Source organism: Bradyrhizobium diazoefficiens (genome assembly GCF_016612535.1).
Lineage (GTDB): Bacteria > Pseudomonadota > Alphaproteobacteria > Rhizobiales > Xanthobacteraceae > Bradyrhizobium > Bradyrhizobium diazoefficiens_C.
The window spans coordinates 1,429,760-1,452,705 of the sequence record NZ_JAENXS010000002.1 but is presented as its reverse complement, the minus strand read 5'-3'; the positions used below and the strand labels follow the sequence as shown (position 1 = coordinate 1,452,705).

Sequence of the window (22,946 nt, the reverse complement as noted above, 5' to 3'; positions counted from 1 at the left end):
GCTGGCCGCTGATCGATGTGACAAACGAGACCGATATGCCGCGTCAACGCCGGAGCTGCGCAAGCGAATCAGCCTCGACGACATAGCTATCGTTGACCGCAATGATCCGGCAGGTCGCCTGTACCAGGAATCCGCAGCGATCGAGCGCGAGCCGCGCCGCCTCATTCTCGGTCTTCAGTTGCGGATCGAACGCTACCCCCAGGTAGCCGCCCTGACCCATGGCGATTGCTTTCTGGCCGGAAGCCGGAGTGTAGAACTTCTCGATGAACTTTCGTGCGTTGTCGGAAAAGACGCCGGGATCGTTGACGGCGAGAGGCCTCTCGCCTGCGTGAGTGAACCAGGGTGCAGGCGGGATGTCCAAGGGGGCTTCCTTCCAGACAATCTTTCCGTCAACGGCATAGACGAAGCACATCGACTGAGATGCGCCCAAACATCCACCAAGGACGCGCGTCCGGGCCTCTTCAGCACTGGCCCGACCCCAGGTTGTCCAGTAGCGACCGGAGAAGGAAATAGCGAGTGCAGTATGATCGGGTTTGGAGCTCAGATTCTGCTTGATCTGCTCGCGACACAGGTCGCAGACGAACGGAATTTGGTCCAGTCTGAGCTCAGGTCCCGTCAATGCATAGTCCGGCCCGGTCACGGCTTGTGATAGCGGTGCTGCGGGGATCGAGCGGGGCACCGCATCCAGGACGTTGTGGTCGGCGATGAGGGAATCGGCGATCGCGGCCACACGACACGGCGAATGGGTTATGTAGGCACATCGCTGCAATGCTACGCGTGCGGCTTCCTTGTCAGAATTGGCTCGGCCCGTCATTGTCCACTGCCAGTCTGCTCCAACGGCGAGGGCCTTGCCGTGAAACTCCCGATACAACCGTGCCGCCCTCTCCCGATCATCCGGGCGGATTGCCCCGATTTCCTGGATGTTAAATGGCCTGGCGGCAGCGGGGTTTGATGAAAACCACGGTTCGATTGGCAGGGGCGGGGGTGGTTCGTCCCAACTGATCCGGCCATCGATTGCGTAAACGAAGCAGGCCTGCCGATTGGCAATCAAGCATTGAGCGAGTGCGCTGGCTCGTGCCTCGAGAGCGGTGCGCCGTCCTGTTGACCAGTAGGATCCACCGTCAAACGACAAGACGAGCGCGGAATGCAATGATTGACCGACAAACGAAGTTCTGATCTGTTCGCGACATTGATCGCACAGGAACGGTACCTCGGAAGCGTTGAACGGCGTACCTAGCAACGTTCGCGACAAGCCTGATTGCTGGGGAGTCAGCGCAACTTCCACTTTTCCGTGCAGATAGAACTCCCCGATGATCGACAGCGAAAGCTCGGGCAACTGGCCGTGCTTTGTCGTTTCATAGACGTCCGAACTAACTCTGCGGAAAATCGTTCCGATCTCTTCCGGCGCCTTAATGTTTTCGAGAAATGCTTTGGTGTACGGACTGTTGCGACCATCACCGTCCTCCGCCGTCTGTCCGGACTGGGTGGCGTATGCGACGATCATGCCTTTCGCATTGTCCAGCTTGGCCAATCCCCGTTGCACGGAAACGGCCCGGCTGGACCCGAGCGACCGTCGCAGCTCATTGGCAAACGGGTTATCGCGGCAGGCGTCGAGCACGAGAATACGTAAGTTCTTGGCCTGCTGAAGGTCGGCGACCATATCGTCGAGGCGCACCAGGCGCCGCAGATCTGCGACGTCCTTCATTTGCGTGTCGGTGGGAGCCAGATAGTTGACACCGGCAAATTGCAGGGCGTGGCCGCTATAGTACAAGAGGGCAATGTCCGCGTTTTGTGCTACGCGGGCGAAGCGAATTGCAATCTCGTCCATACCGGCCCGATCGAGATCGGTCGCCACGATTGTCTCAAATCCGACGGCCTTGAGTGCGGCCGCAACATCGGTGGCGTCGTTCGCGGGATTGGTCAACCGTGGGACATTGCGATAGGCGCCATTTCCGATGACGAGGGCTACCCTCGCATCTGCAAGACATTTGTCGGGGATCGCCAGCGGAAAGAGCAAAAGCAGAATTAGAAGAAACGCCCAAGGGGATGACCGGATTTTCATCGGTATCTCCAGCTTGAAAGAAATGCTTTGAGAATAAAATGCCGATCGTGAAGCAGATTGTGACCTTCGGCACAGTCAGTCACCTGCCAACAGTGCAACCGGGCGACTAGCGACGTCAACCCCTTGGTCGACGTCCGTCACTGACAAATTTCTGTCTCGCGTGCTTGTGAGTCCACGCCCCAGGAGACCGAGCGTTGCTCGGCAGGCGCGAGCAGGTCATCCAGCGCGCGCATAGACGCCTCTCGAAGGGCTGTGAGTTCACGCGCGGCGCTCTCGCACGCGGCTGATGACATCGACGGCGCCGCCAGCTCGACGTCGCGGCAGTGCTCGAACGGGCGGAACTCGAACGGATTTCGAAACGACAGTTGACCCCTTCGACCCAGCCACGCTGCCTCAACCCTGCGATCAGCCCACCAAGGCGAGAGGTCGAACTTTCGGTCATGTTTCGTCTGGTCAGTTCGTCGTCGAGCGACAGGCTGGTGATCGAGGCGACGATTCGCATGCGGTCCGGCATTGCGCCGAGCGCAAGGAATCCCGCTGCAGTTGCGCCCGCAAGGCGAATGAAATCGCGGCGGGCAACCGCCGGCACGACGCGGGCAGGAGCGGGCCGCTCAGTCATGAAATGTTTCGCAAAAATTATCCCTGACCATAACGTGAAAGCCTGACCACCACAATTGATGAAAAATGCGCATGTGAATGTTCATTCGCAGCCACTGGTTAGCGCCGCAGCGTGAATTCGCTTGCGCTGCGCCGATGCTCCCACTTCGCCCGCTCGAGCTCGGGCTGGTCGCACTCCGCCTCGGGATATCCGATGCAGAGATAGGCGATGAATTTCCAGGAGGCGGGCACGTCGAGCGCGCTGTGGATCCGCTCCGGATTGAGGATCGAGACCCAGCCGAGCCCGATACCTTCCGCGCGTGCGGCGAGCCACATGGCAGTGATCGCGGCCACCACCGAATATTCCGTTGTCTCGGGCATGGTTGCGCGGCCGAGGCCGTGGCCGATGTCGCCGGCCTTGTCCGCGAACACTGCGAGGTGGCTGTGCGCCTGCTCAAGGCCCGACAGCTTGAGCGCGGCATAGCGGCTGGCGCGCTCGCCGGTGTAGCAATTCAGCGCGTCGGCGTTGCAGCTCTTGAAGTCGTCGATCACGGCGCGGCGCCGTGCGGCATTGTCGACGATGACGAAGCGCCACGGCTGGCTGAGGCCGACCGAGGGTGACAGACAAGCCGTCTCGATCAGGCGATCGACGGCGCCATCCGGCAGCGCGTCGGTGCGAAAGCGGCGCAAGTCGCGGCGCCATACGAACAGCTCGCGTAATTGCCGGCGGAAGGTGTCGTCGAACTCGACCATGGATCATCCTCCCGCGTGAAGGAAGGCTGCGGCGGCCAGCAGGATCAGGATTTCGCCGACCTGCTCGAAAGCGCCAAGGATGTCTCCGGTCTGCCCGCCGATCTGGCGGGTCGCAAGTCGCGCCAGGATCAGCCCGGCGAGCGACAGCAGGACCAAGCCGACCAGCGCCTTGGCCGGCCCGAGCGCCAGCGCAAGACAAAGCGTGCCAAGTCCGAAAGCGACGGCCACGCTGCGGCCCGGCGGCGATCCCGCGCTCGACGACAGCCCGTCGGAACGCGCCGGCGGCACCAGCGACATGAAAGCCGGCAAGCCGGCGCGGGCCGCGGCATTCGCTGAGACGAGCGCAAGCATCACCATCCACGGATTGGCGATCGTCGCAAGTGCGCTCCAGCGCAGACCGAACGACAGGATCAGCGCGCAGACGCCATAGCTGCCGATCCGGCTGTCGCGCATGATCTCGAGCTTGCGCTCGCGCGTCCGTCCACCACCGAGGCCGTCGGCGGTGTCGGCGAACCCGTCCTCGTGCAGCGCGCCGGTGATCAGGGTGGTCGTCGCCAGCGCAAGCAGGGCGGCTGTTGCGGAGGGCAGCCCCAGCCTGCTTGCGAGCGCATAGACCGCGGCGCCCGCGAGGCCCACCAGCAGCCCCGCAAGCGGCAGCGCCCAGGTCGCGCGCGCGATGGCGCCGTCACCGGCCGGCTTCGACGATGCCATCGGCACGATCGTGACGAAAGACGTCGCGATCCTGAGATCGGCGACGATGTCTTTCAGAATTTCAGCGCGCGCCATCATTTCAGCTTCATTGGCAGGCCGGCGACGACGAACTCGACCTCGTCAGCGGTGGCCGCGATGATCTGGTTCATGATCCCAGCGGCGTCGCGAAAGCTGCGCGCCAGTGCGTTGTCGGGCACGATGCCGAGGCCGACTTCGTTGGTGACGAAGACGACGGGACTCTTGAGGCGGGGCAGGGTGGTGGAGAGCTTGCTCATCTCGTGTTCCCAGTCGCGCTCCGCATGCATCAGATTGGAGAGCCACAACGTCAGGCAGTCGACGAGCCTTGCGCCGCCGCCATCGGTTGCGGTTAGCGCAGGCACGAGATCGAGCGGCACCTCGCGCTCGATCCAGTCGGTTCCGCGCCGCGCGCGGTGCCTGGCGATGCGCGCGTCCATTTCCGCATCGAGCGCCTCGGCCGTCGCGATATAGACGGGCTGCCCGGGGAAGGCGCGCACGCGCGTTTCCGCACGTTGGCTCTTGCCCGATCGCGCTCCGCCCGTGATCAAGATGACGGCCATGAAGGTCTCCTGTGGGCCTGACTAATCACCAAACGCGGCCAAAGACAAAGCCGAAATCAGGCGGGCAGGGGCTTGCGCTCTGCCTTCGCTTTGCGCAACAGGGGCGGAACAGGAGGCCGGTGTGGGCTTTGCGGGCGCGATGGTGGTGGCGATGGCGGTGGATGCCCTGCTGGGCTGGCCGTCAAAACTGTTTGCGCGGATCGGCCACCCCGTCACCTGGGTCGGCCGGTTGATCGCCGCGATCGACGCCGGCTGGAATCGCGCTCCCGATCCGCCATGGCTTCGCCGCGCTGCTGGCGTCGCTGGAGCGCTTCTGGTGATTGCACTCGCGGTCGCGCTCGGTTGGGTGCTTCAGTCCTTGCTTCGATTCTTACTGCCTTGGGGCTGGAGCCAGATCGCGCTGGTCGGAGTCCTGGCGTGGCCGTTGGTGGCACTCCGCTCGCTGCACGACCATGTCGCCGCCGTCGCACATCCTCTGCTGGGCGGTGACATTGCTGCCGCGCGCGAAGCAGTCTCGCGTATCGTCGGCCGCGATCCCGCCGCGCTTGATGAGGCCGGGATCGCACGCGCCGCCATCGAGAGCCTCGCCGAAAACGCCTCCGACGGCATCGTCGCGCCCGTGTTCTGGGGCTCGCTCTTCGGTCTGCCCGGCATTTTGGGCTACAAGGCGATCAACACGCTGGACTCCATGATCGGTCATCGCAGCGAACGGCACGAGGCCTTCGGTTGGGCGGCTGCGCGCATCGACGATGTCGCGAACTTCATCCCGGCCCGTCTGACCGGTTTTCTCTTCGTGCTGCTCGCGCCGCGGCGATCCGAAGCGCTGTCATGCATGAGAAGTGATGCACGCCGTCATCGCTCGCCCAATGCCGGCTGGCCCGAGGCTGCCATGGCTGGCGCGCTCGGAGTTCGCCTCAGCGGACCCCGCATCTATCACGACAGCATCGCCAACGAGCCTTGGCTCAACGAGGCGGCCCGTGATCCGCTCGCCGCCGACATCACCCAGGGCCTGACGATCTACCGCCGCGCCATGCTGCTGCTCGCGGGCCTGCTTGCGATCCTCGCGTTCGCGTGAAAGAACAGGGAATGCGCGAGCACGGTGGAAATCTCGATCACGCCCGGCAGCGTTTTGGCGGACGCGCGGACGACTGGATCGATCTCTCGACCGGGATCAACCGGCTGCCTTATCCCGTGGGCGAGATCAGCGCGCATCATTGGCAGGCGTTGCCGTCGCGATCCGAGATCGACGCGTTGCACCGGGCGGCCCGGCATGCCTATGGCACAGCTGCGCCCGTCGTCGCGATGGGCGGCGCGCAAGCCGCCATTCAACTGTTGCCGCAGCTCGCGCCGGGTGGCCGGGCGCGCATCTTCGCGCCGATATACAACGAATACGCTCCCGTTCTCTCGGCTGCGGGATGGGAGGTCGAGGAGGTCTGGGAGCTCGATGCGCTGGCGGGGGCGGATCTCGCCATCGTCGTCAATCCCAACAATCCTGACGGACGCCGTCATGCGCCAAAGGATTTGCTCGCGCTCTTGCCGCGCGTCGGCCGCCTCGTCATCGACGAGAGTTTTATTGATGCCGTTCCCGAGCTCTCGCTCGCCTCAGAAGCCGACCGGCCGGGGCTGCTGATCCTCCGCTCCTTCGGAAAGTTTTATGGTCTTGCCGGCTTGCGGCTCGGCTTCGCGCTCGGCAATGCGGCCGACATCGGCAAGCTCGCGGCGGCGTCAGGTCCATGGCCGGTGTCAGGTGCGGCGATCGCGATCGGCTGCCGCGCCTTGCGCGACGATGCCTGGGCCAAGGCGACGTCAGCGCGGCTTGCGCGTGACTGTGTTCGCCTCGACGAGATGGTGCAGTCGCAAGGCTGGCAGCTCGTCGGCGGCGCGCCACTGTTTCGTCTCTACGAGACGCCGGGCGCACTTGCCGCGCAGCAGAAGCTGGCGCAAGGCCAAATCTGGTCCCGTGTCTTCGCGCAGAACCCGACATGGCTGCGCCTCGGGCTTCCGGGCATTGAGGCCGAATGGACGCGCCTCGCCGAGGTGCTAGACTAGCGCGCTAGCGCGAGCAGGCCATCGACGTCGAGATGCTTTTCGATATGATCGGCAAGTGCATCGAGCGCGCTCTCGACCCGGGCGTGATAGGGCTCCTCGCCCGCGGGAATACCGAGCTTTGCCAAAAACGCCTTGCGGAATTCGTCCGACGTGAACAGGCCGTGCAGATAGCTGCCCTGTACGCGTCCGTCGCTGGAGATCGCGCCTTCGGGCTCGCCGTTCAGTTTCGCGAATGGGCGGACGCGATCGGGTCCGTCGGTACGGCCGATGTGGATTTCGTAGGCCTGGATCGGCTGATCGGTAGCCGCATGCACGGCCGCAACACGCGTCAGCGTTTTCTCCGGGCTCATCACCGTCGTCACGTCCAGAAGCCCAAGGCCCGGCGTTTCGCCGGCGGGGCCCTCGATGCCATCGGGATCGGCGACGCTACGTCCGAGCATTTGATAGCCGCCGCAGAGGCCGAGCACATGGCCGCCGCGGCGATGATGCGCCAACAGATCGATGTCCCAGCCCTGCGCGCGCAAGAAGGCGAGGTCTCCGCGGGTAGATTTGGAGCCGGGGATGATGACGAGCCTGACGTCGCCCGGAATAGCCTCGCCCGGGCGCACCATCACGAGATCGACTCCCGCTTCGAGCTTGAGCGGATCGAGATCGTCGAAATTGGCGATCCGCGATAGCGCCAGACAAGCAATCTTGCACTGGCCCGGCTTGCGCGCATCACTGAGGCCCAGCGCATCCTCAGCCGGTAGCTCGCCGGCGCGCGCGAACCAGGGCAGCACGCCAAAGCCGCGCCAGGATGTCTTCTGCTCGATCAGCTTGTAGGCGTCATCGAACAGCGTGGGATCGCCGCGGAACTTATTGATGACAAAACCCTGGATCATGGCCGCATCATTGGGATCGATCACCGTCTTGATGCCGACGAGTTGGGCGATGACGCCGCCACGGTCGATGTCGCCGACCAGCACGACGGGCACGTCGGCCTTGCGCGCAAAGCCCATATTCGCGATGTCGGCCTTGCGTAAGTTCACCTCGGCCGGACTACCGGCACCTTCCACCAGCACGAGATCGGCACGCGCTTTCAGGCGCGCAAAACTCTCCAGCACCGCACCCATCAGCGACGGCTTCATCGCCGCATATTCCCGCGCCCGCGCGGTCGCGATGCGCTTTCCCTGCACGATGACTTGCGCCCCGACATCGGTCTCCGGCTTCAGCAGCACCGGGTTCATGTCGGTGTGCGGCTCGACGCCGGCGGCGAGTGCTTGAAGCGCCTGGGCGCGGCCGATCTCGCCGCCGTCGACGGTGACGGCCGCATTGTTCGACATGTTCTGCGGCTTGAAGGGAAGCACGCGCAGGCCTCGCCGCGTGAAGGCGCGCGCAAGGCCGGCGACGATGAGCGATTTGCCCACGTCCGAGCCGGCTCCCTGGATCATCAATGCGCGAGCCATCGTGTCGTCAGAACTCGACGCCGGCTTGCGCCTTGATGCCGGAGCGGAACGGATGCTTCACCAAGGTCATCTCGGTGACGAGATCAGCGATCTCGATCAGCTCGTCCTTGGCGTTGCGCCCGGTGAGCACGACATGCGTCATCGGCGGCTTCTGTGTTTTCAGGAAATCGACGACCTCTGCGATATCGAGATAATCGTAGCGCAGCGCGATGTTGATCTCGTCGAGCACGACCATGCGCAGGCTGGAATCGAGGATCAGCTCCTTGGCCTTCTCCCACCCGGTGCGCGCGGCGGCGATATCGCGGGCGCGATCCTGCGTCTCCCAGGTAAAACCTTCGCCCATCGCGTGGAACTGGCAGAGCTCGCCGAAATGGCCGGTGAGCAGGCGTCGCTCGCCGGTGTCCCAGGCGCCCTTGATGAACTGCACCACGGCGCAGGGGAAGCCATGAGCGACGCAGCGCACGATCATGCCGAAGGCGGAGGAGGACTTGCCCTTGCCGGCGCCGGTGTGGACGATGATGAGGCCCTTTTCGCCACTCTTGGTCGCCATGATCTTGTCGCGGGCGACCTTGATTTTCGCCATTTTCGCGGCATGCCGGGCGTCGGTTTCGTCGACCGTTTGGGTATCCGGTTCAGGCGTCATCATACCTGGTCCTTCGGCTTGACAAGAGGCAGCCGGGGGCAAATGGTGGTCCGGCGTTGGTTCCTGTCCTATGACAGGCGAAGAGGGAATGCGATAGGGGCCGAATCGGCAAGATTCGGATCCAAAATGCAGCCGCCCCCGCGACCGTGACCGGAGAGATGCCCGAAGCCACTGATCCGCCTTGCGGATCGGGAAGGCGGGGATCGAAGGGGAAACCCTGCTCCGGAAGCCGGGAGACCTGCCAGCGCGGACGATTTTTGGACCGGCGGACGGGGTGTTCCGCGACGGGGAAACGGGCCTTCGCAAGAACGGTTCGTGGGCCTCTTCGCTTCCCGCTGATTATCTGGAAGAGGCGATGAGCGTCACACTTCATGTCTGCATCACCTGCCGCGCCGGCGAGACGCCTAGCGAGGGCGAGGTCACGCCGGGCAAACGCCTGCATGGCGCGATCCTCGAGGCCGGCGTGCCCGAGGGCGTCAATGTGGTTCCCGTCGAATGCCTGTCGGCCTGCAGCCAGGGCTGCTCGGTCGCGCTCAGCGCGCCGGGCCGCTGGTCGTATGTCTATGGCCGGCTGTCGGATGCGAATGCGAGCGACGTGGTCGTCGGCGCGGCCGCCTATGCGGCCGCGCCCGACGGCCTCGTGCCCTGGCGCAGCCGTCCCGAAATCTTCCGCAAGCAATCGCTTGCCCGCATTCCCCCCATGATTCCCGCAATGGCCGTCGTGCCGGAGGCCGCCGAATGAGCTCGCTCGCAAAAGTGCCGGTCACAGTGGTCACCGGTTTTCTCGGCTCCGGCAAGACGACGCTGATCCAACATCTGCTCGCCAATCCCAATGGCAAGAAGCTCGCGGTCCTCGTCAACGAGTTCGGCAGCGAAGGCGTCGACGGCGAAATCCTGAAATCCTGCGCCGACGCGAACTGCCCGGAAGAGAATATCATCGAGCTCGCCAATGGTTGCATCTGCTGCACCGTGGCCGACGATTTCATTCCGACCATGGAGAAGCTGTTGGCGCGCCCCGTGAGGCCCGATCACATCCTGATCGAGACGTCGGGCCTGGCGCTGCCGAAGCCGCTGCTGAAAGCGTTCGACTGGCCGGAGATCCGCTCGCGCATCACCGTCGACGGCGTGATTGCGCTGGCCGATGCCGAGGCCGTCGCCGCCGGCCGTTTCGCGCCGGATCCGGCTGCGGTCGAAGCGCAGCGCGCGGCGGACGAGAATCTCGATCACGAGACACCGCTGTCGGAGGTGTTCGAGGACCAGATCGCCTGCGCCGATATCGTGCTCTTGACCAAGGCCGATCTCGCCGGCGCGGCGGGACTTGAAGCGGCCAAGGCAGTGATCACCGCCGAGATGCCGCGCCGCGTACCGATGCTGGCGGTGACCGACGGTGCGATCGATGCGCGCGTCATCCTCGGCCTCGGGGCTGCCGCCGAGAACGATCTCGCGGCGCGCCCCTCGCATCATGACGGCGAGGAAGACCACGAGCACGACGACTTTGCTTCCGTCGTGATCGATCTTCCGGAGGTCAGCGACATCGATGCATTGGTCGCGTCGGTCCAGCGTCTGGCGCGCGAGCAGAACGTGCTGCGCGCCAAGGGCTACATTGCGATTGCAGGCAAGCCGATGCGTTTGCTGCTTCAGGCCGTCGGCGAGCGCGTGCGCCACCAATTCGACAGGCCTTGGGGCGCGGGAAGCAGGCAGTCAAAGCTGGTCGTCATCGGCGAGCACGGCGATATCGACGAGGCCGCCATCAAAGCGGGACTTGGTATCTGATGCACGTCGTCTTCCGCGAGAGCCGCGGTCTCGAGGAGACCGCGACGCCAAGGGACATCGGCCAGGACCCGGCCGATCTCGTGGTGCTCTCGTACTCGGATTCCGATCTGGCTGCGTTTGCGGCCGGCTGGCGGCGCGGCCGTGACAGCCTGCCGTCACTGCGGTTGGCGAATCTGGCGGAGCTGCGGCACCCGCTCTCGGTCGATACCTATATCGAGCGGACGCTGGCGCAGGCGCGCGGCATTTTGGTGCGCCTGATTGGCGGTGAGTCCTACTGGCCGTATGGGCTCGCGGCGCTCCAGCAACTCGCCAAGGATCGCAACATCGTGCTCGCTGTGCTGCCGGCCGATGGCCGCGACGACGCCCGGCTCGATGGATATTCCACCCTGCCGGTCTCGACCCTGCGCCGGCTCAAGGTGCTCTGCGACACCGGCGGTCCGGTCGCCGCCCAAGCCGCGATCGCGCAGCTTGCGCTGGCTTCTGGCCTCTATGCCGGGCCCGTCGCCGGTGAGATGAGCGTGCCCGAGCTGGGTTTTTACGATCCCGCACGTGGCGTCATTGCTGTGCCGAGGGCGAGCGAGGGCAGGCCGCGTGCGCTCGTGACATTCTATCGCTCCTATCTCGCCGCCGCGGACACCGGTCCGGTCGATGCCCTGATCGCCGCACTGCGCGAGAGGGGTTTTGACACCTATGGCGTGTTCGTGGCTTCGTTGAAGGCCGCAGGCGTCACGGATTGGCTGCGGGCGCATCTTGCGCAAAATCCTCCGGCCGCGATCGTCAATGCCACGGCATTCTCGGCGACCGGCGATGACGGAACGACGCCGTTCGATGCCGCATCGTGCCCGGTGTTCCAGGTCGCGCTCTCGTCGGCGCGACGCGAGGATTGGGTCGAGTCGTTGCGCGGCCTGTCGCCCGGCGATCTCGCGATGCATGTGGTGCTGCCCGAGGTTGACGGCCGCGTGTTTGCGGGCGTCGTGAGCTTCAAATCGGCAGCGACGCGCGATCCTGATCTGCAATTTTCGCATCTGGCCCACAGGCCGGATGAAGAGCATGTGACGGCTGTCGCCGCCCGCGTTGCGGCCTGGCATCGGCTCGCGGAGAAGCCGGCCGCCGAGAAGCGGCTGGCCATCGTGCTCTCGAATTATCCGGGCCGTCCGCACCAGATCGCACATGCGGTCGGTCTCGACGCGCTGGCGTCGGTCGAAGCGTTGGCGTCCGATCTCGCGGAGGCTGGCTTCGATGTTGCCTCGGTCGAAGCGCTCGGCGAGACGCTGCTCCAGCAAAAATTGACATGGAGCGTCGCCGATTACCGCGCGGCGCTCTCGCGCCTTCCGCAAGCCTTGCAGGATGATCTCGCGCAAGCCTGGGGCGCGCCGGAGAACGATCCGAGCTGCCGCGATGGCGCGTTTCGCTTCAACGCGATCCAATGCGGTCGATCGATCATTGCGGTTCAGCCGGAGCGTGGCGATGCGACCACGCGCGATTCCGACTATCACGATCTCGCCCGCACGCCGCGCCACGCCTATGTCGGGTTCTATCTCTGGCTGCGAGGGCAGGGCTGTGATGCGGTCGTGCACATGGGCGCGCATGGCACGCTGGAATGGCTACCCGGGAAATCCGTGGCGCTGTCATCCGCGTGCTGGCCGGAGGCGCTGATCGGCGATCTTCCCGTCATCTATCCCTTCATCGTCAACGATCCCGGCGAGGCCGCGCAGGCCAAGCGGCGCTTAGGTGCCGTCACCATCGGCCATCTGCCGCCGCCGCTTGCCGCATCGGCCGTGCCGGAAGGCCTGCGTCGGCTCGAACAGCTCCTCGACGAATATTCGACCGCGGACGGTCTCGATCCTGCCCGCCGCCAGCGCCTGATTTCTGCGATCCGCGACGAGGCCCGTGCCGCAGGCCTTGAAGAGGATCTTGGCCTGGATGCATCGGCGGCGCCGGCCGAAGCAATCCCGCGGATCGATCGCTTCGTTTGCGACCTCAAGGAGAGCCAGTTCGGCGATGGCCTGCATGTGTTCGGCCGCGGCGCCTGCGGCGAAGCTGAGCGCGATGCCCTTCGCGTCGCGCTCGCGGGGAAGCGCGTTGCGCCGGGCCCATCAGGCTCGCCCTATCGCGGGCGACAGGATGTGCTGCCGACGGGACGCAATCTCTTCGCCGTCGATCCTCGTGCGGTGCCGACGCCATCGGCACATGCGCAAGGCATCAAGCTCGCCGAAGAGCTGCTCCGTCGCCATTTGCAGGATCACGGCGACTGGCCGAAAGGCCTCGTGGTCGATCTCTGGGGCTCCGCGACGATGCGCACCGCAGGCGAGGAATTTGCGATGGCGCTGCATCTGGCCGGCCTTGCGCCGCGGTGGGATCACACCTCAGGCCGCGTCACCGGCTATCACATCATCGCGCCAGCCGAGCTCGGCCGTCCCCGCATCGACGTCACGCTGCGCGTGTCGGGCCTGTTCCGTGATGTCTTTTCAGGCCTCGCGCAATTGTTCGAAGCCGCCGCCGAGGCGCTCGCGGTGCGCGAAGAGGAGGGCGACGAGAATCCGTATCGGCACCGCGCTTCGCGCGTGTTCGCGCCGCGCCCCGGACAATACGGTGTCGGCCTCTCGGCAATTCCCGATGCCCTTACGCCCGAGACGCGCGACGCGGCCGGCGAAGCCTGGCTGTCGGCATCATCCTGGGCGTTCTCCGCCGATGGCGCGATCAAGCCCGATCGAGCCGGTATCGAACAGCGGCTCGCGTCCGCCGACGCTTTCGTTCACGTCCAGGACTTGCCGGAAACCGACCTGTTGCTCGCCGCCGACTATGCCGCGCATGAAGCCGGCGTCGCCGCGGCCGCAGCGCATCTCGGTGCGGCGGCGCCATCGCTCTATCATCTCGACACGACACGGCCCGAGCAGCCGCATGCGCGCACGCTGACTGAGGAAATCTCCCGCGTCGTCCGCGCGCGCGCCGCCAATCCGGCCTGGATCGCCGGCATGATGCGCCACGGTTTTCGCGGCGCCGCCGAGATATCAGCGACGCTGGAGCACATGGCGGCCTTCGCCCATCTGGCTGACGCCGTGCCGCCGCATCTGTTCGATCTCTATTATGATGCGACCCTCGGCAATGTCGACGTCCATGCCTTCATGGCGCGCGAAAATCCGGCCGCGCTCGCCGCGATCGAGACCTGCTTCACGCGCCTACACGAGGCCTCGCTCTGGCGAACGCGCCGCAATTCGATTGCAGCCGCGCTGAAGGAGGCGTCATGAGCGCGGCTTCTGTGAAGGGCTGGTGCCCCGGCGCGCTGCGGCCGATGCAATCTGGCGACGGGCTCGTGGTCCGCGTGCGCCCATTCGGCGGCCGGCTTGATGCGGCGCAGACCGCCGGGCTTGCGTATCTCGCCGAGCGCCATGGCAATGGCCTGATCGACGTGACCAGCCGCGCCAATCTCCAGATCAGGGGCGTCAGCGACACCGGCCACCGGCTGCTGCTTGATGGTCTCGCACAGCTGACGCTGCTCGATCCGGATGCCGACACCGAATCCCGGCGCAACATCCTGGTCACGCCGTTCTGGCGCGACGGCGACGAAACCCAGGCGCTCGCCGCCGAGCTCGAAGAGGCGCTTGCGGGCTCTGCGCTCGAGCTTCCTTCGAAATTCGGTTTCGCCATCGATGACGGCAGATCGCGCGTGCTCGCGGGCAATTCCGCCGATGTGCGGATCGAGCGTGATCCTTCAGGCGGTCTCCTTGTGCGCGCGGACGGCGCCAGGCTCGGCCGCAGCGTCGCGCACGGCGAGGCCGTGTCCACTGCACTTGCTTGCGCGAGCTGGTTCGTCGCGTCCGGCGGCGCCAAGGGCGGGCGCGGGCGCATGGCCACGCATCTTGCGGCCGGCGCAGAATTGCCTGGAGCGCTGCGCGGCGAGGCCGAGGCTGCGTCCATCATGGCCGCGGCGCGTCCCGGCCTCTATCCGCAAGGCGCGATGCTCGGCGTCGCCTTCGGTCAGATGCCGCATGGCACACTCAATCGGTTGGCCGGTTGCGGCCATGCCCTGCGGATGACGCCATGGCGGATGGTTCTGAGTGAAGGCAAGCGGACGATGCCGACCACAGCCGGTCTGATCACCGAGGCCTATGATCCAGCGCTGCGTGTCATCGCCTGTAGCGGTGCGCCGCGCTGCCGTGAAGCCCATGCCGACACCCGCGCACTGGCGGCGGCGCTCGCGCCGAATCTCGGCGCGGCCGAGCGGCTTCACGTCTCGGGCTGCGCCAAGGGTTGCGCTCATTCCGGCGCGGCCGCGATCACGCTGGTCGCGACTGATGCAGGATTCGATCTCGTGCGCGGCGGATCGACGCGCGATGAGCCCATCCTGCGTGGCCTGGACCGCGACGACATCGTCAGCAATCCCTCCATACTGCTGGGAGGGCACTGATGCCGTACACTTACGAGACTGACGGCGCGGCGATCTATCGGCAATCCTTCGCGACCATCAGGGCCGAGGCGGATCTCGCACGCTTCACGCCGGACGAGGAGCAGGTCGTGGTGCGGATGATCCATGCTGCCGGCATGGTGGGCCTCGAGACGCATATCCGCTTCACCCCCGGCATGACGACCACCGCGCGCGCCGCGCTGCAGAGGGGCGCCCCGATTCTGTGCGACGCGCGCATGGTCTCGGAAGGAATTACGCGCGCGAGACTGCCCGCGGCCAACGCCGTCATCTGCATGCTCGGCGACGACAGCGTTCCTGCGCTGGCGCAATCCATGCGCAATACGCGGTCGGCCGCGGCGCTGGAGCTGTGGCGACCGCATCTCAATGGAGCGATCGTCGCGATCGGCAATGCGCCGACCGCGCTGTTTCACCTTCTCAACATGCTGGAGGACCGTGACTGCCCGCGCCCCGCGGCCATTATCGGCTGTCCGGTTGGCTTCGTCGGTGCGGCCGAATCCAAGGCTGCGTTGATAGCCGATCCGCCTGCGCCGGCGCTGACGGTCGAAGGCCGCCTCGGCGGCTCCGCGATCACCGTCGCCGCCGTCAACGCGCTGGCGAGCCGGAGCGAATAGCAATGGGACGCATCACCTGCTGCGGTCTCGGCCCCGGCGATCCCGATCTCATGAGCGTGCGCGCTGATCGTACCGTGCGCGGAGCAAAGCATGTCGCCTATTTCCGCAAGAAAGGCCGACCAGGCCAGGCGCGGCGCATTGTCGAGGGTATGCTAGCTGCCGACATCACCGAATATTCGATGGAATATCCGGTCACGACCGAAATCGCCTTCGACAGTGCCGAATACATCCAGCTGCTCGCTGGCTTCTACGACGAATGGGCCGAACGCCTGGCGCGGCTGGCGCGTGCGGTCGACGTCGTCGTTCTCTGCGAGGGCGATCCCTATTTCTACGGCTCGTTCATGCATCTGCATACGCGCCTGCAAGGCCGCGTCGAGATCGAGGTCATCGCCGGCATTCCCGGCATGGTCGGCTGCTGGAACGGCGTCGGCCAGCCGATCGCGCTCGGCGACGACGTGACGACGGTGCTGATGGGCACGCTGACTGAGGCCGAGCTCGAGCGCCGCATGCGCGATTCCGATGCGCTCGTCGTCATGAAGACCGGCCGCAATCTCGCAAAGGTGCGCCGCGCGCTCGCGTCTGCCGGCCGGCTGGATGACGCCTGGCTGGTCGAGCGCGGCACCATGCCGGGCGAGCGCGTGGTGCGACTCGCGGAGATCGACGCGGCCGACTGTCCTTACTTTGCGATCGTGCTCGTGCACGGCAAGGGCCGGCATCTGGACGCGGCCGAATGATGGGCACGCTGACCATCGCGGGGCTCGGCCCCGGCAATGAGGCGATGGTGACGCCCGAGGTCTCCGCTGCGCTGGCCTCCGCTACCGACATATTGGGTTACGCGCCCTACGTCGCGCGCGTGCCGCCGCGGCCGGGGCTCAGGCTGCATCCCTCCGACAACCGCGAAGAGCTGCTGCGTGCGAGCGAAGCTCTGCGGCTTGCCGCCGACGGTCGACAGGTCGTCGTCGTCTCCTCCGGTGACCCCGGCGTGTTCGCGATGGCGTCGGCTGTGTTCGAGGCACTGGAACAGGCGCCGCACTATCGGGATCTGCCGATCCGCGTGCTGCCTGGTATCACCGCGATGCTGGCCGCCGCCGCACGCGCAGGCGCGCCGCTGGGCCATGATTTCTGCGCGATCAATCTCTCCGACAATCTGAAACCATGGGCGGTGATCGAGAAGCGCTTGCGCCTTGCCGCGGAAGCTGATTTTTCGATTGCAATGTACAATCCGCGCTCGGCGAGCCGGCCTGAGGGATTTGGCCGCGCCCTCGCGGTGCTGAGAGAAGCCGGCTGCGGCGAGCGCCTCGTGATCTTCGCGCGCGCGGTCAGCGCAGCCGATGAAAAGATAGAAACCGTGTCGCTGAGCGACGCGACGCCCGAGATGGCCGACATGCGAACGCTGGTGATCGTCGGAAATTCGCAGACGCGCCGCGTCGGCGGCTGGGTCTATGCGCCGAGGCAGGTCCGATGACCGAGCCACTGCATCACCTCGGCCACGCTCTCCACCCGCAGCCGTTCAGGCAGCTTTGGCCGCGAGATCATGATGACGGGCAGGCCGAGCATGCGCGCGGCGTCGATCTTGGCGCGTGCGCCGTCGCCGCCGGAGTTGCGCGCCACGATCCATGCGATGCCTCGGGCGCGCAGCATCTCCAGCTCGCCATCCAGCGTGAACGGCCCGCGCGACACGATCACATCGGCGGCGAAGGGCAGGGTCGCTTCGGGCGGATCGACGAAACGCAGCGTGTAGGCGTGCTGCGGCCGCGTCGCGAACGGCGCAATGTGCTGGCGACCGATGGCGAGGAACACGCGTGCGGGCGCGTCGGGAAGGGCGGCCGCCGCGGCGCAGACCTCACTGACTTCAATCCAGTTGTCGCCGGGGGTTTTGACCCAGGGCGCACGTTCGAGCGCAATCAGCGGCGTGCCGGTTTCCGTGCACGCTTCGACGGCGTTGCGGCTCATCTCGGCGGCAAAGGGATGCGTTGCGTCGATGACATGTGTGATGCTTTCGCGCCTGATGGTATCGGCAAGCCCGCGCGCGCCGCCAAAGCCGCCGATGCGGGTCGGCAGCGGCTGATCCGCGGGCGCGCGGGTGCGGCCGCCATAGGAATAGACCGCGTCAATGCCCGCACGCGCAATCTCGGCCGCGAGCAGGCTCGCGTCGGCAATTCCGCCCAGAATAAGGGCGCGCATCATGGCTGATCCCTGGCTGACCATCATCGGTATCGGCGAAGATGGCCTCGCCGGGCTGTCGGACGCAAGCCGAAAGGCGCTTTTTAATGCGGAAACCGTCTTTGGTGGCGAACGTCATCTTGCGCTTGCAGATGTGGGAAGCCGTGGCCGGGCATGGCCGGTGCCGTTCGACGCCAGCGTCGTGCTGAGCTGCCGTGGAAGGCCGACGACGGTGCTCGCCTCCGGCGATCCGTTCTGGTACGGCGCCGGCGCGGGCCTCGCCGAGAAGCTCGGCAGCGACGAGTGGATCGCGCATCCGGCGCCATCGACATTCTCGCTCGCCGCAGCGCGCTTGGGCTGGCGTCTCGAAGCAACAGCCTGTCTCGGTCTTCATGCCGCACCGGTCGAGCGCCTCGTGCCGCATCTCGCGCAGGGCGCGCGAATCATTTGTCTCATACGCGATGGCAGGGCCGCTGGCGATCTTGCAAGATGGCTGAGCAGTCACGGATGGGGCGCCTCGGCATTCTGGACTCTCGCCGCGCTTGGCGGCCCGCGCGAAGGCATCGCAGAGCATCGCGCCGACAGCTTTTTGGGCGATCTCGGCGAAAACCTGGTTGCGGTAGCGTTGGAGGCAAGGGGAGCGCCGGGCATTCCCCACAGCTCGGGATTACCAGACGATCTCTTTGTCCATGACGGCCAGATCACCAAGCGACCGGTGCGCGCGCTCGCACTCTCGACGCTGGCGCCGCGTCCCGGCGAGCTTCTGTGGGATATCGGCGCGGGCTCCGGTTCGATCTCGGTCGAATGGGCGCTGTGCGGTGGGACGGCGACGGCAATCGAGGCGCGCGAGAATCGCGCCGCGAACATCCGCAGCAATGCGGCGGCGTTTGGATTGGCGCATCGGATCACTGTGGTGGCGAGCAAGGCCCCGGATGCGCTCGCCGCTCTGGAAGCGCCCAACGCTGTCTTTGTCGGTGGCGGTTTCGATCGGGCGATGTTCGACGCCATCTGGTCGCGGCTTGCGAAGGGTGCGCGGCTGGTCGCGCATGCCGTGACGCTGGAAACTGAAGCGCTGCTCGGCGATCTGCATCAGCGCCATGGCGGCGAATTAATGCGGGTCGAGATTGCGCATGCTGCTCCGCTCGGCGGCCGCTACCGGTCCTGGGAGGCGACCCGGCCGGTGGTGCAGTGGAGTGCGGTCCGATGAAGGTTGCCGGGCTCGGATTCAAACGGGATGTGGCGTTGGCTTCGTTGCGTGAGGCGCTTGCAGCGGCTGGCGGCGCCGAAGGCCTTGCGGCCGTGGCAACCGTCAGCGACAAGGCTGACGCGGAAGTGTTCAAGCAGCTCGCGCGGGAATGCGGTGTACCGATCAAGGCTGTGCCGGCCGATGTGCTGGCCAGTATCGACACGCCGACGCAGTCGAAGCTTGTCGTCGAAAAGTTCGGCACAGGATCGCTCGCCGAGGCGGCAGCGCTCGCTGCGGCTGGCCCTCGCGCACGGCTGATCGCGACGCGCGCGGTCTCGCAGGATCGCACCGCGACTGCTGCGATCGCCGAAGGAGATGGCCCATGACGGTGCACTTCATCGGCGCCGGGCCGGGCGCCGCCGATCTTCTCACCTTGCGCGGGCGCGATTTGATTGCGGCCTGTCCAGTCTGCCTCTATGCCGGCTCGCTGGTGCCAGAAGGCGTGCTGGCGCATTGCCCGCCTGGTGCGCGCATCGTCAACACCGCGCCGCTGTCGCTCGACGAGATCATCGCGGAGATTGCTGCGGCTCACGCCGAGGGCAAGGATGTTGCCCGCCTGCATTCCGGCGATCTCGCGATCTGGTCGGCGATGGGCGAGCAGCTGCGCCGTTTGCGCGGGCTCGGCATTCCCTTTACCGTCACGCCAGGCGTGCCGTCCTTCTCCGCCGCCGCAGCCGCCCTCGAAGCCGAACTCACGCTGCCCGGCCTTGCGCAGGCAGTCGTGCTAACGCGCACGCCGGGCCGCGCGAGCGCAATGCCCGAGGGCGAGACGCTCGCGGCCTTCGCCGCAACAGGCGCCGTGCTCGCCATCCATCTGTCGATCCATCTGCTCGACAAGATCATCGCCGAACTCACGCCGCATTACGGCGCGGACTGCCCGGTCGCGGTCGTCTGGCGCGCGAGCTGGCCGGATCAGCGCATCGTCCGCGCCACCCTCGCAACGCTCGATGCCGCCGTCGGCGCCGAGATGGAACGCACCGCGCTGATCCTGGTCGGCAGGACGCTTGGCGCGGCGGACTTTGACGAGAGCCGGCTTTATGCCGCCGACTATGATCGCCGTTATCGCCCGGTCGGTGCCGAGCCGCGCTTTCCGGAGGCATCGTGATGCCGGCCGGCCTCGTCATCTCCGCGCCGGCCTCCGGCGTCGGCAAGACCACGCTGACGCTGGCGCTCGCGCGCGCCTGGCGCCATCGCGGATTGCGCGTGCAATGCGTCAAGAGCGGCCCCGATTATATCGATCCCGCCTTCCATGCCGCAGCGACTGGCCGAGCCTCGGTCAACGTCGACAGCTGGGCGATGGATCGCGCCACCATCGAACATCTCGTCAGCCGGGGGGCGGACGCCGATATCGTGCTCGCCGAGGGATCGATGGGCCTGTTCGATGGCGTCGCCGCGCGCGGCGTCTCCGGCACGGGTGCCACCGCCGACATCGCGGAGATGCTGGGTTGGCCGGTGGTGCTGGTGATCGACCCCTCCGGGCAGGCGCAAACGGCCGCGGCGATTGCCGCGGGTCTTCGCGACTATCGCGCTGGTGTGCGCCTTGCCGGCGTGGTGCTCAATCGTGTCGCAAGTCCGCGTCATGAAGATCTCGTGCGCCGCGCGCTGAATGATGCCGGCATCGCCGTGTTCGGCGCGCTGCCGCGTCATGCCGAGATCAGCCTGCCGAAACGGCATCTCGGCCTCGTTCAAGCCGAGGAGCAGGCCGAGATCGGTAAGCTGATCGACGAGGCCGCGCGCTTCGTCGGCGAACATGTCGATCTCGATGCGGTGCTGCGCTCGGCAGCCGCGTGGTCGCCGCAATCGACGGCGAACGGTCCGAATGTGACACCGCCCGGCCAACGCATCGCGCTCGCCCGCGATGCCGCATTCTCCTTCGTCTATCCACATATGTTAGAAGCCTGGCGCGCGGCCGGCGCGGAAATCTCAGCCTTCTCGCCGCTCGCAGACGAAGCGCCTGACGCGAGCGCTGACGTGTGCTGGCTGCCCGGCGGCTATCCTGAGCTTCACGCCGGCAGGATCGCCGCAAATGCGCGTTTCCGCAGCGGTGTGCGCGCCTTCGCCGAGACGCGGCCTGTGCATGGCGAGTGCGGAGGCTATATGGTGCTGGGAACGGCTTTGACCGATGCCGACGGTATCGGTCATGAGATGACGGGTCTGCTCGGGCTGGAGACGAGCTTTGCCAAACGTCGCATGCATCTCGGCTATCGTCTCGCCACGCTTGCTGCTCCGGTGCCGGGGCATCAGCCCGGTGCACGCTTGCGCGGCCATGAGTTCCACTATTCGACCATTCTTGCCCAGCCCGATACGCCGCTGGCGATCGTGCACGATGCAACCGGCGCGGTCATTGCCGAGACCGGCTCGCGGCGCGGACACGTCACCGGCACGTTCTTCCATCTGATCGCGGAGGACCGGTGAGCGGTTTTGTCTCCTTCATCTCCGCCGGACCCGGCGATCCCGAGCTGCTCACGCTCAAGGGCGCCGCGCGGCTGCGCGAAGCCGACGTCGTGCTCTACGACGATCTCGCCTCCGGCGCGATCCTCGATCTGGCGCGGCCCGGCGCCAACCTTGTCGCGGTCGGGAAACGGGCAGGACGGCCGTCAACAAAGCAGCATCACGTCAATCGCCTGCTGGTCGACTACGCAGCCACGGGCGTGCGCGTCGTGCGGTTGAAGTCGGGCGATGCCGGCATCTTTGGCCGACTCGAGGAGGAGCTCGAGACGCTGCGCGAAGCCGGCGTCGGCCACGAGATCATTCCCGGCGTGACCTCGGCATGTGTGGCCGCCGCGCAGGCCGGCATTCCCCTGACGCGGCGCCATACTTCGCGGCGGGTGCAGTTCATCACCGGGGCTGACGTGACCGGCGAGCTGCCGCAAGATCTGAACTGGACGGCGCTGGCCGATCCGGACGCGACCACCGTGGTTTATATGGGCCGGCGGACGTTTCCGGCGCTGGTCGCCAAATTGATTGAGCATGGCCTCGCAGCAAACACGCCGGCGCTGTTCGCTGAATCGCTCGGCCGTCCTGATGAGCGGCTGGTGCGCACCACCATTGCCGAGCTGGCCGAGCAGCTGGCGCGCGGCGGCGCCGCTTCCACGGCGGCTGTGATCCTGTTCGGTGCGCTGGCGGGAGACTATCCGTCATGATGACGCTCTCCCTGATCGGCATCGGTTGCGGCGATCCCGGGCAGCTCACGCGCACCGCGGTCAGCGCGATCAACGCCGCCGATCTCGTCCTGATTCCGCGCAAAGGGAGTGCGAAATCCGATCTCGCTGATCTCAGGCGGACGATCTGCACGGATGTGCTCACCAATGGCACCACTCGCATTGTGGAGTTCGACCTTCCCGTGCGCGACGCCGGCGAATCCGATTACCGCAGGGGCGTGGACGATTGGCACGACGCAGTCGCCGCGACCTGGTCGCAGACGATCGAAAACCATCTCGGCAGCGAGGGTAAAGTCGCGCTGCTGATCTGGGGCGATCCCTCGCTCTACGATTCCTCGCTGCGCATCGCGCGCCGCCTCGATCCCTTGCCGACAATCGAGGTCGTGCCGGGCATCACCTCGATCCAGACGCTGTGCGCGGTGCATGCGCTGCCCCTGAACGACATCGGCGAGCCGTTCCTGGTCACGACGGGGCGCCGCTTGCGCGAAGCCGGCTGGCCGCAGAGCGTCGATACCGTGGTCGTGATGCTCGACGGCGGCACGGCGTTCCAGTCGCTCGATGCGGCGGGACTTCACATTTGGTGGGGTGCCTATCTCGGCATGCAAGATCAGATTATCATGTCCGGCGCGCTGGCCGAGGCTGGCCCGCGCATCATCGCCGCGCGGCAGGACGCGCGCGAGCGGCATGGCTGGATCATGGACAGCTACATTCTCAAGCGCAAGCCATAA

General features: G+C 66.1%; 22 protein-coding genes and 1 riboswitch. Of the genes, 15 read left to right on the top strand and 7 right to left on the bottom strand.

Annotation, left to right across the window (positions count from 1 at the left end; all coding sequences use genetic code 11):
* Positions 1–43 precede the first annotated feature (43 nt).
* The 4 genes from JJE66_RS38690 to cobU all read right to left on the bottom strand — a co-directional run bounded on the left by JJE66_RS38690 (position 44) and on the right by cobU (position 4,701).
* Complete coding sequence (locus JJE66_RS38690; protein WP_200516913.1) at positions 44–2,062, bottom strand: caspase family protein; 2,019 nt, start codon at positions 2,060–2,062, stop codon at positions 44–46.
* Positions 2,063–2,779: 717 nt separating this feature from the next.
* The gene (gene bluB, locus JJE66_RS23820; protein WP_200516912.1) at positions 2,780–3,412 is read right to left on the bottom strand and encodes a 5,6-dimethylbenzimidazole synthase; all 633 of its coding nucleotides are present in this window, start codon (positions 3,410–3,412) and stop codon (positions 2,780–2,782) included.
* Positions 3,413–3,415: 3 nt separating this feature from the next.
* Complete coding sequence (gene cobS / locus JJE66_RS23815) at positions 3,416–4,201, bottom strand: adenosylcobinamide-GDP ribazoletransferase (RefSeq protein WP_200516911.1); 786 nt, start codon at positions 4,199–4,201, stop codon at positions 3,416–3,418.
* The gene (gene cobU / locus JJE66_RS23810) at positions 4,198–4,701 is read right to left on the bottom strand and encodes a bifunctional adenosylcobinamide kinase/adenosylcobinamide-phosphate guanylyltransferase (RefSeq protein WP_200516910.1); all 504 of its coding nucleotides are present in this window, start codon (positions 4,699–4,701) and stop codon (positions 4,198–4,200) included. Before cobU ends, cobS begins: the two co-directional genes overlap by 4 nt.
* 121 nt (positions 4,702–4,822) lie before the next feature.
* Between cobU and cbiB the strand changes: the two genes are divergently transcribed.
* Positions 4,823–5,776 (top strand): adenosylcobinamide-phosphate synthase CbiB, encoded by a 954-nt coding sequence (cbiB, locus tag JJE66_RS23805; RefSeq protein WP_311979953.1) that lies wholly within the window; start codon positions 4,823–4,825, stop codon positions 5,774–5,776.
* Between the two features lie 11 nt (positions 5,777–5,787).
* Positions 5,788–6,750, top strand: a complete 963-nt coding sequence (cobD, locus tag JJE66_RS23800) for a threonine-phosphate decarboxylase CobD (protein ID WP_200516909.1) — start codon at positions 5,788–5,790, stop codon at positions 6,748–6,750.
* Here the strand turns inward: cobD and JJE66_RS23795 are convergent.
* Together JJE66_RS23795 and cobO are read right to left on the bottom strand one after the other, a co-directional pair.
* The gene (locus JJE66_RS23795; protein WP_200516908.1) at positions 6,747–8,195 is read right to left on the bottom strand and encodes a cobyric acid synthase; all 1,449 of its coding nucleotides are present in this window, start codon (positions 8,193–8,195) and stop codon (positions 6,747–6,749) included. The genes cobD and JJE66_RS23795 overlap by 4 nt on opposite strands.
* A gap of 7 nt (positions 8,196–8,202) precedes the next feature.
* A complete protein-coding gene (gene cobO, locus JJE66_RS23790) occupies positions 8,203–8,838 on the bottom strand; it encodes a cob(I)yrinic acid a,c-diamide adenosyltransferase (protein WP_200518733.1) in 636 nt (211 codons plus the stop codon).
* Between the two features lie 40 nt (positions 8,839–8,878).
* A riboswitch (cobalamin riboswitch) is annotated at positions 8,879–9,099 on the top strand.
* Positions 9,100–9,193: 94 nt separating this feature from the next.
* On the opposite strand from cobO, the gene JJE66_RS23785 reads away from it, so the two are divergent.
* Genes JJE66_RS23785 through cobJ form a run of 7 tightly spaced genes read left to right on the top strand, consistent with a single transcriptional unit; the run spans position 9,194 to position 17,113 of the window.
* Positions 9,194–9,580, top strand: a complete 387-nt coding sequence (locus JJE66_RS23785) for a DUF1636 domain-containing protein (protein ID WP_200516907.1) — start codon at positions 9,194–9,196, stop codon at positions 9,578–9,580.
* The gene (gene cobW, locus JJE66_RS23780; RefSeq protein WP_200516906.1) at positions 9,577–10,611 is read left to right on the top strand and encodes a cobalamin biosynthesis protein CobW; all 1,035 of its coding nucleotides are present in this window, start codon (positions 9,577–9,579) and stop codon (positions 10,609–10,611) included. Before JJE66_RS23785 ends, cobW begins: the two co-directional genes overlap by 4 nt.
* Positions 10,611–13,859, top strand: coding sequence for a cobaltochelatase subunit CobN (cobN, locus tag JJE66_RS23775; protein ID WP_200516905.1), 3,249 nt, complete (start codon positions 10,611–10,613; stop codon positions 13,857–13,859). Before cobW ends, cobN begins: the two co-directional genes overlap by 1 nt.
* On the top strand, positions 13,856–15,019 hold the full coding sequence (gene cobG / locus JJE66_RS23770) for a precorrin-3B synthase (RefSeq protein WP_200516904.1): 1,164 nt from the start codon (positions 13,856–13,858) through the stop codon (positions 15,017–15,019). The genes cobN and cobG overlap by 4 nt, the downstream gene beginning before the upstream one ends.
* Complete coding sequence (locus tag JJE66_RS23765; RefSeq protein WP_200516903.1) at positions 15,019–15,648, top strand: precorrin-8X methylmutase; 630 nt, start codon at positions 15,019–15,021, stop codon at positions 15,646–15,648. The genes cobG and JJE66_RS23765 overlap by 1 nt, the downstream gene beginning before the upstream one ends.
* A 2-nt stretch (positions 15,649–15,650) precedes the next feature.
* A complete protein-coding gene (locus JJE66_RS23760) occupies positions 15,651–16,382 on the top strand; it encodes a precorrin-2 C(20)-methyltransferase (protein WP_200516902.1) in 732 nt (243 codons plus the stop codon).
* Entirely contained in the window at positions 16,379–17,113 is a 735-nt protein-coding gene (gene cobJ / locus JJE66_RS23755) for a precorrin-3B C(17)-methyltransferase (RefSeq protein ID WP_200516901.1), read from the top strand. The genes JJE66_RS23760 and cobJ overlap by 4 nt, the downstream gene beginning before the upstream one ends.
* On the opposite strand, the gene JJE66_RS23750 is transcribed toward cobJ, so the two are convergent.
* On the bottom strand, positions 17,089–17,835 hold the full coding sequence (locus tag JJE66_RS23750; RefSeq protein ID WP_200516900.1) for a cobalt-precorrin-6A reductase: 747 nt from the start codon (positions 17,833–17,835) through the stop codon (positions 17,089–17,091). The genes cobJ and JJE66_RS23750 overlap by 25 nt on opposite strands.
* On the opposite strand from JJE66_RS23750, the gene cbiE reads away from it, so the two are divergent.
* The 6 genes from cbiE to cobF are packed head-to-tail and all read left to right on the top strand — an operon-like array spanning position 17,834 to position 22,946.
* Positions 17,834–19,018, top strand: a complete 1,185-nt coding sequence (cbiE, locus tag JJE66_RS23745; RefSeq protein WP_200516899.1) for a precorrin-6y C5,15-methyltransferase (decarboxylating) subunit CbiE — start codon at positions 17,834–17,836, stop codon at positions 19,016–19,018. The genes JJE66_RS23750 and cbiE overlap by 2 nt on opposite strands.
* Positions 19,015–19,383, top strand: coding sequence for a cobalamin biosynthesis protein (locus JJE66_RS23740; RefSeq protein WP_200516898.1), 369 nt, complete (start codon positions 19,015–19,017; stop codon positions 19,381–19,383). The genes cbiE and JJE66_RS23740 overlap by 4 nt, the downstream gene beginning before the upstream one ends.
* Complete coding sequence (gene cobM, locus JJE66_RS23735) at positions 19,380–20,162, top strand: precorrin-4 C(11)-methyltransferase (protein WP_200516897.1); 783 nt, start codon at positions 19,380–19,382, stop codon at positions 20,160–20,162. Before JJE66_RS23740 ends, cobM begins: the two co-directional genes overlap by 4 nt.
* A complete protein-coding gene (locus JJE66_RS23730) occupies positions 20,162–21,472 on the top strand; it encodes a cobyrinate a,c-diamide synthase (protein WP_200516896.1) in 1,311 nt (436 codons plus the stop codon). The genes cobM and JJE66_RS23730 overlap by 1 nt, the downstream gene beginning before the upstream one ends.
* The gene (gene cobA / locus JJE66_RS23725; protein WP_200516895.1) at positions 21,469–22,200 is read left to right on the top strand and encodes a uroporphyrinogen-III C-methyltransferase; all 732 of its coding nucleotides are present in this window, start codon (positions 21,469–21,471) and stop codon (positions 22,198–22,200) included. Before JJE66_RS23730 ends, cobA begins: the two co-directional genes overlap by 4 nt.
* Positions 22,197–22,946 (top strand): precorrin-6A synthase (deacetylating), encoded by a 750-nt coding sequence (gene cobF / locus JJE66_RS23720; RefSeq protein ID WP_200516894.1) that lies wholly within the window; start codon positions 22,197–22,199, stop codon positions 22,944–22,946. Before cobA ends, cobF begins: the two co-directional genes overlap by 4 nt.